The 12,707-nt window shown below is 60.3% G+C and carries 13 protein-coding genes; 8 read left to right on the forward strand and 5 right to left on the reverse strand.

Annotation, left to right across the window (positions count from 1 at the left end):
* Positions 1 to 28 precede the first annotated feature (28 nt).
* From NXC24_RS24400 to purU, 7 genes are all read left to right on the forward strand, one after another.
* Positions 29 to 1,003, forward strand: coding sequence for a GlxA family transcriptional regulator (locus NXC24_RS24400; protein ID WP_104826011.1), 975 nt, complete (start codon positions 29 to 31; stop codon positions 1,001 to 1,003).
* 31 nt (positions 1,004 to 1,034) lie between these two features.
* Entirely contained in the window at positions 1,035 to 1,706 is a 672-nt protein-coding gene (locus NXC24_RS24405; RefSeq protein ID WP_104826012.1) for an XRE family transcriptional regulator, read from the forward strand.
* A 96-nt stretch (positions 1,707 to 1,802) separates the two neighbouring features.
* Entirely contained in the window at positions 1,803 to 2,705 is a 903-nt protein-coding gene (locus NXC24_RS24410) for a glutamine amidotransferase family protein (protein WP_104826013.1), read from the forward strand.
* A 34-nt stretch (positions 2,706 to 2,739) separates the two neighbouring features.
* A complete protein-coding gene (locus NXC24_RS24415) occupies positions 2,740 to 3,426 on the forward strand; it encodes a GXGXG domain-containing protein (RefSeq protein WP_104826014.1) in 687 nt (228 codons plus the stop codon).
* 14 nt (positions 3,427 to 3,440) lie between these two features.
* Positions 3,441 to 4,769 (forward strand): FMN-binding glutamate synthase family protein, encoded by a 1,329-nt coding sequence (locus NXC24_RS24420; RefSeq protein ID WP_104826015.1) that lies wholly within the window; start codon positions 3,441 to 3,443, stop codon positions 4,767 to 4,769.
* Positions 4,770 to 4,853: 84 nt separating this feature from the next.
* Positions 4,854 to 6,161: a type III glutamate--ammonia ligase gene (gene glnT / locus NXC24_RS24425; protein WP_104826016.1), complete on the forward strand. Its 1,308-nt coding sequence runs from the start codon at positions 4,854 to 4,856 to the stop codon at positions 6,159 to 6,161.
* 78 nt (positions 6,162 to 6,239) lie between these two features.
* On the forward strand, positions 6,240 to 7,121 hold the full coding sequence (gene purU, locus NXC24_RS24430; RefSeq protein ID WP_104826017.1) for a formyltetrahydrofolate deformylase: 882 nt from the start codon (positions 6,240 to 6,242) through the stop codon (positions 7,119 to 7,121).
* Between the two features lie 292 nt (positions 7,122 to 7,413).
* On the opposite strand, the gene NXC24_RS24435 is transcribed toward purU, so the two are convergent.
* The 5 genes from NXC24_RS24435 to NXC24_RS24455 all read right to left on the reverse strand — a co-directional run bounded on the left by NXC24_RS24435 (position 7,414) and on the right by NXC24_RS24455 (position 11,779).
* Complete coding sequence (locus tag NXC24_RS24435) at positions 7,414 to 8,268, reverse strand: ABC transporter permease subunit (RefSeq protein ID WP_104826018.1); 855 nt, start codon at positions 8,266 to 8,268, stop codon at positions 7,414 to 7,416.
* Positions 8,265 to 9,053, reverse strand: coding sequence for an ABC transporter ATP-binding protein (locus tag NXC24_RS24440; protein WP_104826019.1), 789 nt, complete (start codon positions 9,051 to 9,053; stop codon positions 8,265 to 8,267). Before NXC24_RS24440 ends, NXC24_RS24435 begins: the two co-directional genes overlap by 4 nt.
* A 55-nt stretch (positions 9,054 to 9,108) precedes the next feature.
* Positions 9,109 to 10,122 carry a taurine ABC transporter substrate-binding protein gene (gene tauA, locus NXC24_RS24445; RefSeq protein WP_104826020.1) on the reverse strand — a complete coding sequence of 338 codons (1,014 nt, stop codon included), beginning with the start codon at positions 10,120 to 10,122 and terminating at the stop codon, positions 9,109 to 9,111.
* A gap of 202 nt (positions 10,123 to 10,324) precedes the next feature.
* Positions 10,325 to 11,353: an NADP-dependent oxidoreductase gene (locus tag NXC24_RS24450; protein WP_104827817.1), complete on the reverse strand. Its 1,029-nt coding sequence runs from the start codon at positions 11,351 to 11,353 to the stop codon at positions 10,325 to 10,327.
* Between the two features lie 123 nt (positions 11,354 to 11,476).
* On the reverse strand, positions 11,477 to 11,779 hold the full coding sequence (locus NXC24_RS24455; protein WP_104826021.1) for a DUF982 domain-containing protein: 303 nt from the start codon (positions 11,777 to 11,779) through the stop codon (positions 11,477 to 11,479).
* Between the two features lie 296 nt (positions 11,780 to 12,075).
* Here NXC24_RS24455 and hpaR point away from each other — a divergent pair, with 296 nt between their 5' ends.
* Complete coding sequence (hpaR, locus tag NXC24_RS24465; RefSeq protein WP_199773636.1) at positions 12,076 to 12,597, forward strand: homoprotocatechuate degradation operon regulator HpaR; 522 nt, start codon at positions 12,076 to 12,078, stop codon at positions 12,595 to 12,597.
* Positions 12,598 to 12,707: the final 110 nt, after the last annotated feature.

Here is a 12,707-nt window from a genome sequence, read left to right on the forward strand (position 1 = left end):
TTAGGCCATTTCAGGATAAATTGAAGACATGCGTGATAACAGCTCGTCCTCCACCCAACGCTACGGCTTCGCGCTGACCCCGAATTTCGCGCTGATGTCCTACGCATCGGCGACCGAGCCCTTGCGTGCTGCAAACCTGATTGCCCAGACCGGCCTCTATGAGGTCATCCCGCTTTCGGTCGACGGCAGGGCTGTCGCGTCCTCCTCCGGGTTTGCAATTCCCTGCGAAGACATTTCGGTCATCGGTGCGAGCTGCCACACGATCTTTGTCGTTGCCGGCGGCAATCCCGGCGACTGGAAGGATGCCGCAGGCCTGCATCCCGTGCTTCGCAGACTGGCTCGCCAGGGCGTGCGCATCGGCGGAATTTCCAGCGGCTCCTATCTTCTTGCCGCCGCCGGCCTGATGGATGGGCGCGATTTCACCATCCATTGGGAGCATGCCCCGGCCATGCGCGAGGCCTTTCCCCATCTCTCCCCGCGGCAGGCGCGCTATGTGCTGGATGGCGACCGCATCACCTGCGGCGGCGGCGTGGCTCCGCTAGACATGATGCATGCCCTGATCGAAGGCAGGCTGGGAACGGCCTTTGCGAGACGGGTCAGCGACTGGTATCTCCACACGGCTGTGGCGGAGCCAACAGCACCGCAGCGCGGCTCTTCGAGCGAGCGGTTCGGCACGCATCATCCGGCCCTGATCACGGTTCTGGAAAAGATGGAAGCCACCATAGAACAGCCGATGGATCGCCGGACGATGGCAAAGCTCGTCGGACTGAGCCCCCGTCATCTCGACCGCCTGTTTGCCGAACAGCTTGGTGTCAGCTTCCATGACAGCTATCATCGGATTCGGCTCGATCATGCCCGCCGGCTGCTTGAACAAAGCCCTCTATCGATCTCCGAACTGGCTTTCGCCACTGGTTTCTCCAGCGCTTCGCATTTTTCGAGAGCCTTCAGACAACATTTTGGGCTGACGCCAAAATCCGCTAGAGCAATCCGCCGGACGCCGTAGAAAGCGATCCGCAGGCAGACAGGGAAGAGAAATGATGGCCAAGAACACCCAAAAAGAAGCGGCAGCAAGCAAGGCAGCTCTTGCACAAAATCCGCATGCTGTCCGCGAGCCGCGCGAAAACAATCTCGAGATGGCGATCGGTCATGAGGTCCGCGCCTACCGCAAGAAGCTCGGCATCACCGTGACCGATCTGGCGGCGGCAACCGATATGTCGGTGGGGATGCTGTCAAAAATCGAAAATGGCAATATTTCGCCTTCGCTATCAACTTTGCAGGCGCTTTCCAAGGCACTCGGCGTACCGCTCACGGCATTCTTCCGACGCTTTGAGGAGCCGCGTACCGCGATTTTCGTCAAGGCAGGTGAGGGCGTCAACATCGAGCGCCGCGGTACGCGCGCTGGCCATCAATACAGTCTTCTCGGCCATATCGACAACAATAGCAGCGGCGTTACGGTCGAGCCCTATCTGATCACGCTCACCACGGAATCAGACGTCTTTCCAACCTTTCAGCATGAGGGAATGGAGTTCCTCTATATGCTGGCGGGCGAGGTCGTTTATCGGCACGCGGACACGCTCTACTCCATGCAGCCGGGTGACAGCCTTTTCTTCGATGCTGACGCGCCGCATGGGCCGGAGGAATTGGTCAAATTGCCGGCCCGTTATCTTTCGATCATCTCCTATCCGCAAAAAGCGAACCATGAGTAATTTTGCTTAAAAAGAAAAATTTATTCTTTTAAGTTGAAATACGGCATACCGTATGATAGCCCTCCATTGGCAAACGAATGGAGGGTGTTGGAAGTTATGTGCGGCATTGTTGGATTGTTTTTGAAAGACCGGACGCTCGAGCCGAAACTCGGCGAGATGCTGTCCGATATGCTGATAACAATGACCGACCGCGGGCCTGATTCCGCCGGCATTGCGATCTACGGCGCCCCATCCGAAGGAAGGACGAAGCTTACGCTGCAGTCGGCATCGCCGGAGACTGCCTTCGCCGGGCTTCGGGGCGAATTGGAGAGCGCCGGCCTGTCCGCGACCGTCACCGTCAAAAGCACGCACGCGGTCGTCGAAACCAATGGCAGCGCTGGCGAGCTGCGTGCGTTTCTGGCGGCCAGTCACCCGGATATCCGCGTCATGGGCTCCGGCGACAGCGTCGAAATCTACAAGGAAACTGGCCTTCCGAAGGAAGTGGTGGAGCGCTTCAACGTTCGCGCCATGAGCGGTTCGCACGGCATCGGCCATACCCGCATGGCCACGGAATCGGCTGTAACCACACTGGGCGCTCATCCCTTTTCGACCGGGGCTGACCAATGCCTCGTGCACAACGGCTCGCTCTCCAATCACAACAATCTTCGCCGCGAACTCATTCGGGAAGGCATGACCTTCGAAACGCAGAATGACTCCGAAGTGGCGGCTGCCTACCTGACAGCGGAAATGGCGAAGGGCAAAGACCTCGGCGAGGCCCTGACCGGCGCGCTCGACGACCTCGACGGCTTTTTTACGTTCGTCGTCGGCACGAAGTCCGGCTTCGGCGTCGTCCGTGATCCGATCGCTTGCAAGCCCGCAGTCATGGCCGAGACAGATCAATACGTCGCCTTCGGATCGGAGTACCGCGCGCTGGTCAATTTGCCAGGCATCGAGAGCGCACGCGTCTGGGAGCCGGAACCGGCCACCGTCTATTTCTGGGATCACGAAAAGGCCGCCTGAAGCCCGCCCTTCACGACAAGAAAGTTTTAGCTCCATGCCTGTCTTCGATCTTTCTCACACGCCGCTGCGCGAACTCAACAGCGCCCTGCACAATCTCGGTGCCGGCGCCAACGACACCGCCTTCGAGGTGGTCAATCCGCGCGGCAGCCATGCGGTTGCCGTCGGCATCGATGCTCCCGTCACCGTCGAGGTCAGGGGCTCGGTCGGCTATTACTGCGCCGGCATGAATGATGGCGGCGCGGTCACGGTCCATGGCTCGGCCGGTCCGGGCGTTGCCGAAAACATGATGTCCGGTACCGTCGTGATCGAAGGCGATGCCAGCCAGTATGCGGGCGCCACCGGCCGCGGCGGTTTGCTCGTCATCAAGGGCAACGCCGCCTCGCGCTGCGGCATCTCGATGAAGGGCATCGACATCGTCGTTCACGGTTCCATCGGTCACATGTCCGCCTTCATGGGCCAGTCTGGCCATCTCGTCGTTCTCGGCGATGCCGGAGAGGCGCTCGGCGACAGCCTCTACGAAGCCAAGCTTTTCGTGCGCGGGTCCGTCAAGAGCCTGGGAACCGACTGCATCGAAAAGGAGATGCGGCCCGAGCATCTCGAAAAGCTTTCTGAGCTTCTCGACAAGGCAGGCGTCAGCGGCGTCCGACCGGAAGAATTCAAGCGCTACGGCTCCGCCCGCAAGCTCTACAACTTCAATATCGACAACGCTGACGCGTACTGAGGCGAGGAAAAATCATGAGCTATCACAACCCGTTCACCCCGCCGCGTAAGTCCGCAACCTTCGACGACTACACGCTTGCTGAAATTCGCCGCGCGGCGGCGACCGGCATCTACGATATCCGCGGCGCCGGCACCAAGCGCAAGGTTCCGCATTTCGACGACCTGCTGTTTCTCGGCGCCTCGATCTCGCGTTACCCGCTGGAAGGCTATCGCGAGAAGTGCGATACTTCCGTGGTGCTTGGCACGCGGTTTGCCAAGAAGCCGATCCACCTCAAGACACCAATCACGATCGCCGGCATGAGTTTTGGCGCTCTGTCGGGCAATGCCAAGGAAGCCCTCGGCCGCGGCGCAACGATTGCCGGCACATCGACCACTACGGGCGACGGCGGCATGACAGACGAGGAGCGCGGCCACAGCCAGACGCTAGTCTACCAGTACCTGCCGTCGCGCTATGGCATGAACCCGAAGGACCTGCGCCGGGCCGATGCGATCGAAGTGGTCGTAGGCCAGGGCGCCAAGCCGGGCGGCGGCGGCATGCTGCTCGGCCAGAAGATTTCGGATCGCGTCGCGAACATGCGCAACCTGCCCAAGGGCATCGACCAGCGCTCGGCCTGCCGCCACCCGGACTGGACCGGTCCCGATGATCTGGAAATCAAAATCCTCGAACTGCGCGAGATCACCGACTGGGAAAAGCCGATCTATGTGAAGGTCGGCGGCGCCCGCCCCTATTACGATACGGCGCTGGCCGTGAAGGCTGGCGCCGACGTGGTGGTGCTGGACGGCATGCAGGGCGGCACGGCGGCGACCCAGGATGTCTTCATCGAAAATGTCGGGATGCCGACGCTCGCCTGTATTCGTCCGGCCGTGCAGGCTCTGCAGGACCTCGGCATGCACCGCAAGGTGCAACTGATCGTCTCCGGCGGCATCCGCTCCGGCGCCGATGTCGCCAAGGCCCTGGCGCTTGGTGCGGACGCTGTCGCCATCGGCACGGCAGCCCTCGTCGCTATCGGCGACAACGACCCGAAGTGGGAGGAGGAATATCGCAAGCTCGGCACGACCGCAGGAGCCTATGACGACTGGCACGAAGGCAAGGATCCGGCCGGGATCACGACCCAGGATCCGGAACTTGCCGCCCGTCTCGACCCGGTCGCGGCCGGCCGGCGCCTCGCCAACTACCTCAAGGTCATGACCCTCGAGGCGCAGACGATTGCCCGCGCCTGCGGCAAGAACAAGCTTCACAACCTTGAGCCGGAAGACCTCTGCGCGCTGACCATGGAAGCAGCGGCCATGGCCCAGGTGCCGCTCGCCGGCACCAACTGGTACCCGGGTAAGGGCGGGTTCTAACACCGAATGGCCGCGTCCTGCTCCCAGGGATGCGGCCATTTTCCTTTCAACATGTGTCTCAATCCATAAAAACAGGGGAACTACGTGACACAGGATCTTTCAAACTTTGCCGCCGAGCGCGGCATAAAATATTTTATGATCAGCTACACCGACCTGTTCGGCGCCCAGCGCGCCAAGCTCGTGCCGGCCGAAGCGATCGCCGACATGCAGAAGGATGGTGCCGGCTTTGCCGGTTTCGCCACCTGGCTCGACCTGACGCCGGCGCATCCGGATCTCTTCGCGATCCCCGACGCATCCTCCGTCATCCAGCTTCCGTGGAAGAAGGATGTTGCCTGGGTCGCGGCCGATTGCGTCATGGAAGACCAGCCGGTCGCCCAGGCGCCGCGGGTGGTGCTGAAGAAACTGGTCGCGGAAGCAGCGGAAATGGGGCTTCGCGTGAAGACCGGCGTCGAGCCGGAATTTTTCCTGATCTCGGCGGACGGCGAGAAGATCTCCGACGAATTCGACAATGCGGAAAAGCCCTGTTACGACCAGCAGGCCCTGATGCGCCGCTATGACGTCATCGCCGAAATCTGCGACCATATGCTGGCGCTCGGCTGGAAGCCGTACCAGAACGACCATGAAGACGCCAACGGCCAGTTCGAGATGAACTGGGAATACGACGACGCCCTGAAGACGGCCGACAAGCATTCCTTCTTCAAATTCATGGTCAAGTCGGTTGCGGAAAAGCATGGCCTGCGCGCCACCTTCATGCCCAAGCCGTTCAAGGGCCTGACCGGCAATGGCTGCCATGCCCATATCTCGGTCTGGGACCTCGACGGCAAGGTCAATGCCTTTGCCGACAAGGAAATGCCGTTCGGCCTTTCCGCCAAGGGCAAGACCTTCCTCGGCGGCATCATGAAACACGCCTCGGCGCTTGCCGCCGTCACCAATCCGACGGTAAATTCCTATAAGCGGATCAACGCGCCACGGACGATTTCCGGTGCGACTTGGGCGCCGAACACCGTGACCTGGACCGGCAATAACCGCACCCACATGGTTCGCGTACCTGGCCCCGGCCGCTTCGAGCTTCGCTTGCCCGATGGCGCCGTCAACCCCTATCTGCTGCAGGCCATCATCATCGCGGCCGGCCTGAGCGGTCTCAAGAGCAACGCCGATCCGGGCGCCCACTACGACATCGACATGTACAAGGATGGTCACACGGTCACGGATGCGCCCAAGCTGCCGCTCAATCTCCTCGATGCGCTGCGCGCCTATGAAGAAGACGAAGGGCTCCAGACCGCGCTCGGCAAGGAGTTTTCCGCGGCCTATCTCAAGCTCAAGCATGGCGAATGGAACGCCTATTGCTCGCAGTTCACGAGCTGGGAACACCAGACCACGCTCGACGTCTGATCCGTCCCTCCCAGGGCGCAACTGGTCCCGGATCGCTCCGGGACTTTCTTTTTCCCGTGATATGAAGGACCTCCTCCGATGAAATTCGTGCTGACCGTTGCCTGCCCAACCACCCGTGGCATCGTCGCTGCGATCTCCGGCTATCTCGCGAGCCAGGGGTGCTACATCATCGACAGCTCGCAGTTTGACGACCTGGAGAACGGCCTATTTTTCATGCGCATTTCCTTCCTGTCCGAAGAAGGCAGGGACCGGCCGGAGCTTGCCGACGGCTTTGCCGCGATCGCCGACAAGTTCAGCATGACCTTCGACATCCATGACGCCGAGGAGCGCATGAAGGTCGTCCTTATGGTCTCGCGCTTCGGCCACTGCCTGAACGACCTGCTCTATCGCTGGCGCATCGGCGCCCTGCCGATCGACATCGTCGCGGTCGTGTCGAACCATCTCGACTATCAGAAACTGGTGGTCAACCACGACATTCCTTTTTTCCATGTGCCGGTCACCAAGGCCAACAAGCCGGATGCGGAAGCTCGGTTGCTGCAGATCGTCCAAGACACAAAGGCCGATCTGGTAGTGCTTGCCCGCTACATGCAGGTCCTGTCGAATGCGCTCTGCCGGGAGATGTCCGGTCGGATCATCAATATCCACCACTCCTTCCTGCCGAGCTTCAAGGGCGCCAACCCTTACAAGCAGGCCTACGAGCGTGGCGTGAAGCTGATCGGCGCAACGGCGCACTACGTCACCGCCGATCTCGACGAGGGTCCTATCATCGAGCAGGACGTCGCCCGCATCACCCATGCGCAGTCGGCGGAGGACTATGTCTCGATCGGCCGTGACGTGGAAAGCCAGGTGCTGGCACGGGCCATCCATGCCCATATCCACCACCGCATCTTCATCAACGGCAACCGCACGGTCGTCTTCCCGGCAAGCCCCGGCTCCTATGCCTCCGAGCGCATGGGGTGACGACGACGGCGGTCGAGGCAAAAGTGGTGGCTGCTTTTCTCAGCCATCGCCGAAAGGCCCATTGTACATGGCGTTCCCGAGGGCCATGCCTTGCCGGCAAGCGTCGGCTCGCTCGGCACCGTCCCCTCGCATGTCACCCTGCCGATCGCCTGTGGCAAGATTGTAAGGGTGAAATAAGGATCATCGGCGTCCGGCCGGAGCGAACGCACTGAAATGGTGGCTCTGGGTTATTCCGGAGCCATCAGTCGCCCGGTCGAGGCCACTCAATAGAGCGACGGAAAACCGCCCCTGGTTAGAGCTTACCCTTCCAGGGCACGAGGAAAGCTTCCAGAAAGCGAATGGCGGCCGAGAAGGCGAAGGCGCAGATTGCGATGATGCCAATGCCCACGAAGACGACGTCGGTCGCCAGGAACTGCGACGCTGACATGATCATGAAGCCGATCCCGCGTGTGGAAGCGATCAATTCGGCGGCGACCAGCGTGCCCCAGCCGACGCCAAGCGCAATTCGGATGCCGGTGAGAATCTCGGGCAGGGCGGACGGCAGCACGATGTCGATGAAGAGCTGCAGCCGGCTTGCGCCCAGCGAACGCGCTGCATTGACGCGCTCGATCGGGAGCGAACGAACGCCCGCCTGGGCCGAGAGACAGATCGGCGCGAACATCGCAAGCACAAGCAGCGTGATCTTCGACGTTTCGCCGATGCCGAGCCAGATGATCATCAGCGGCAGGTAAGAGAGGGGCGGCAGCGGCCAGTAGAACTCGATCGGCGCATCCAGCACCCCCTTTGCCCAGCGGTTCAAACCCATGAGCAATCCGAGCGGAATGCCGGCGGAGATGGCGATGAAGGCTGCGACCACGATGCGGAACAGGCTTGCAAAGACATGCTCGGAAAGCGACGCTCCGGCATAACCGTCGCGATAGATGACACCGATTTGCGTCAGCACTTCGCCCGGACGCGGCAGGAAGAGGTGGGAAACAACACCGAGCGCGGATACGAGCCACCACAACAGCAATATGGCCAGGGCGGTAACAGTGCTGATCAAGACTGTGGGCCTCTCCCCGGCACCGAAGCTCGCCATCTTCACCAGCTTGACCTGGCGATCCTCTCTGTACGCCGCAACCGGCGAGGCTTGGACTATATCGCTCATGCGGCACTCCTGAAATCTTCGCTGCTATGGAGGATGGCGCGGATCTCCTCGCGCAGCTCGGCAAATTCCGGCGACGCCTTGATGGCGCGGGCATCGCCGGTTTCGGCGAAGCGGCGGACGAAATCGAGATCGAAGCGCGCAACGACGCGCCCCGGCCGAGGTGACATGACCAGGACCTGCGTGCCCAGGAACAAGGCCTCTTCGATCGAATGCGTGATGAAGAAAACCTTCTTTGCCGTCTTATTCCAGACGGAAACCAGCAGCTCTTGCATCTGCTCGCGTGTCAGGCTGTCGAGCGCGCCAAATGGTTCGTCCATCAGCAGGATGTCGGGATTGGTCGCGAGCGCGCGTGCGATACCGACCCGCTGCCGCATGCCGCCCGACAGCTCATAGGGAAAGGCGCCGGCGAATTCGTCGAGACCGACGAGCCGCAGCAGTTCCAAGGCACGCGCTTGCCGTTCCTTCCGGTTGACGCCGGCGAATTTCAGGCCGAGCGCGACATTGTCGACAACGGACTTCCATGGCAGCAGCGAGTCTTTCTGAAAGACGACGCCGCGATCGGCACCCGGCCGTGCGACTGCGCGGCCATCGAGTGTTATCCGGCCATCGGAAAGCGGAAGGAAACCGGCAATCGCGTTGAGAAGGGTGGATTTGCCGCATCCCGAGGCTCCGAGTGCGACGACGAAGCCGCGTTCGGGAATATCGAAGGAAACGCGATCGAGCGCGTGGACGGTCCGCCCGTCACGGGCTGCGAAGAAAACGCTGGCGTGATCGACTTTAAGCATGTTGGCGCTCGCGGGTTCGACGCCGGCGCGACTGTCGCGCCGGCGTCAGGGAGGATCAGTTGCTGACGCTGGCGAGTGCGTCTGCGGTTACGAAGGCTCCATAATTCGCCAGCACGTCGGACACCTTGCCCTGCTCCTTCAGGAACGATGCCGTGTCCTTGAGGATCTTGCCGGCCCCCGCCTTTTCCCCGCCGCCGAGCCAAGCATCCGATGCCTGGACCTCAGGCGTGAGCAGCGTCAGGTTCTTCAAGGCCGAGGCCTGCTGCTCGGGCGTTCCGCCGAGGAGTTTGGCGAGCGACTTGGCGTTATCACTGTCGGGACCCCAGGCGGCCTTATCTGAGGCGAAGGACGCGTAATATTTGTTGATGACCGCAGCGAAACCCTTCAGGAATTGCGGGTTGTCGGCGGCAAATTTCGAAGTCGCGACCCATGCCGAGAAGGTCGGCGCGCCTTTGTCCGCCACATCCTTGGAGGTCACGAGGACCTTTCCGTTCTTCTTGAGTTCGGTCAGAGCCGGATCCCAGACGAAGCCGCCATCGATGTCGCCGCGGTTATAGCTGGCGACGATCTCGGGCTGAGGGATTGCGAAAACCTGGACGTCCTTCTCGGTCAGGCCCAGCGATTTGATGAGCGCCAGGAGCTGATAGTGGTCGGTGGAGACAGGCGCGGCGGCAAGCTTCTTGCCTTTCAGGTCGTTCAGGCTTTCGATCCCGGAACCGTTGCGCACGACAAGAGCCTCGTCGATGCCCGAGATGGATGCGAGATAGAAGGCCTTGACCTCGAGGCCGCGCGATACCGCAGCCGCAAACGGGCTGGAGCCGACATAACCGACCTGAACGTCGCCGGAGGCAATGGCGGCGAAGATCTCGGCGCCCGAATTGAACCTGCGGAAGTCGATGTCGTATCCCGTATCCTTGGCGAATTCGCCGTTTGCGATCGCAACGGAAGAGGGCAAGGCATCGGTCTGATAGCCGACGACGACCTTCTTGTCCGCCGCATCGGCAACGATCGCCGTTGTAAGAGTGCCGACGCCGACAGCGATCGCCGCAATCAAGTTCCTGAAATTCATTTTGAGCCCCTTTGTTCAGGGCCGCACGGCCCTTGATATCACCGTCAAAAGGGTAACGGTAAAAAGCGGGCTATCGGGAGAAATAACAAACTATATTTATAGACTATAGGGACAATTGTTTGCGTGATTCTGCCGCTCGTGCGATCCGCAGAGCGGCCAAGAGATGCGGGGCTTGTTGCGCTTCAGGGAGAAACCTTGATGCTCACGACGCGACACGGACGATCAGCTTGCCAAAATTCCTTCCTTCCAGAAGACCGAAAAAAGCCGAGGGAGCGTTTTCGAGCCCGTCCACGATGTCTTCCTTATATTTGAGCCGGCCGTCGGCGATCCATGTTCCGGCCTCGCGATAGAAGTCAGGGCGCTGGTCGGCGAATTCGCGCTGGATGAAGCCTCGTATGGTGAGGCTTTTGCGCAGAATGGCTCGCATCACGACGGGGAGTTGATCATGTCCGCTCGAGGCGGAAGCGGTTTCGTTGTAGTGTGCGATCAGCCCGCAGACCGGAACGCGCGCAAAGTCGTTGAGCAGAGGAAAGACCGCGCTCCAGACGTGGCCGCCGACATTCTCGAAGTAGACATCGATCCCCTTCGGACAGGCGGCGGCGAGTTCTGCCGCAAAATCATCAGAACGATGGTCTACCACCGCGTCGAAACCGAGTTCTTCGCGCACATATTCGCACTTCTCGCGTCCGCCTGCTATTCCGACAGCCCGCGCCCCGAAAATCCTGGCGATCTGGCCGACGGCGGAGCCAACAGCACCACTCGCCGCAGCGACGACAAGTGTTTCGCCGGCTTTCGGTTTGCCGATATTGCGGAGCCCTGCATAGGCTGTGAAGCCAGGCATTCCGAGAATGCCGAGTGCGGTCGTGATCGGCGCCGCCTCGGGATCGAGCTTGCGCAATGCGGTACCGTCTGAAATCGCATAGCTCTGCCAGCCGGAATGCGAAAGGACGATATCCCCTGGCTTGAATGTTGCATTGCGGCTGCTGACGACCCGGGCAACCGTTCCACCTTCCATCACGTCGCCGATTTCGACCGGCTTGGCATAGGACTTTGCATCGTCCATGCGGCCCCGCATATAGGGGTCGAGGGAAAGATAAAGAATTTGGAGAAGCACTTCGCCCTCGGCGAGATCCCGGAGCGTTTCTTGCTCGACCCGGAAATTCGCCGCTACGGGCTTTCCGGATGGGCGTGATGCAAGGACGATGCGTGTGGTAACGGGCAGGCTGGCCATGATCATGTTTCCTCGCTCTGACTTTCGCTTGTAGGCAAAATATGAGGTTCGTTCGAGGACGGGCAAGACCACTTTCGCAGCGCCGATCAAGGACGATATGCAGGGCGGGCGCCGATCGCGATTTCAGAATAGCGCTTTCGGTGGCTCGATAGTGACAAAATCTGGGATGAAACAACCGAGCTTCATGTAGATGCGGGCTTCGTACGCCGCGACGATGAAGGCGTCTCTCGCAAGCTCAGGAGTGGATTTGCCTTCGACTGCGGCGCGACAGATCATCAACGCATCCTCATAAGCCTGATCTTCTTCGGCGGGCCAATCCGTCGACAGACAATCGAGTGCTTCCAAACTGCTCCTGATCGTTCGAAACTCGCCGATCCGGTGTAGTTCCAGGCTTACCGGCTCCTGCCATGTTTCATGCGTTAACATGATCTACCTCTGCGCTAAAACGGCAACAAAGGGATTTTTGTTCCTATGGGTCGCAAGATGTGGAGGTGGGTCTGGCTCGTACTCCCAACGATCATCCTGATGGCTACTCAAGAACTGTTTCCGTTTACGGCTGGTCTCGATGCGATCGAAAACGCAGCCTTTCAACATGGCCTGCTTGTTTCTGAGTTGAGCTTGTGGTCACTCCTTTCTATGTTGATGAACTTATCCGTATGATTTCCAACGGCTTCACGAAGCTCGGGAAGGATCGAAATTCCACAATGGCGCGATCGGCCGAAATGCAAGATAGAACCCGCATGAAGAATGGGCAGCAGGATGAATCCCAAACACCCTCGTCATCGGTGGGCCGGCCGCTGCAAGAGCGGCGGAGATCCTTGACGATCGGGCTGTTGCGCGCGCGCGAAGCGGTGATGAGTCACTTCCGGCCGATCTTGGCGGCGCATGACGTAACCGAGCAGCAGTGGCGGGTCATCCGCGTGCTGTTTGAAGCGGGTACACTCGATGCAAGCGAAGTGGCGGACAAGGCTTCTATCCTGGCGCCGAGCCTGACGCGTATGATTCGCTCGTTGGAGGAGCGCGGTTTCATCACGAAGCATAAGGACAAGGCTGACGGTCGACGGGTTTTGATGCGGATCACGCCCGCAGGGCGGGCATTGATCGATGCGGTCATGCCGGAGAGTTTGAAGGTCTATGCCGATATAGGCGAGCGCTTCGGTCCGCAGCGCGTTGAACAATTGTTGGATATGCTGGACGAGCTGGCGGCGCTGAAGCTCGAAGGAGATGCGGGCGGCGAAGAGTGAGTGCTTCAAGCATCGCATAGGCTCCCTTAATTAATGTGTTAAATAAATAGTTGACGATCTGCCTGGGCTGCTGCAGTCTCAAACCATGCTGACACTGTTGGGAGGCAGAG

The sequence above is a fragment of the Rhizobium sp. NXC24 genome (assembly GCF_002944315.1).
GTDB lineage: Bacteria > Pseudomonadota > Alphaproteobacteria > Rhizobiales > Rhizobiaceae > Rhizobium.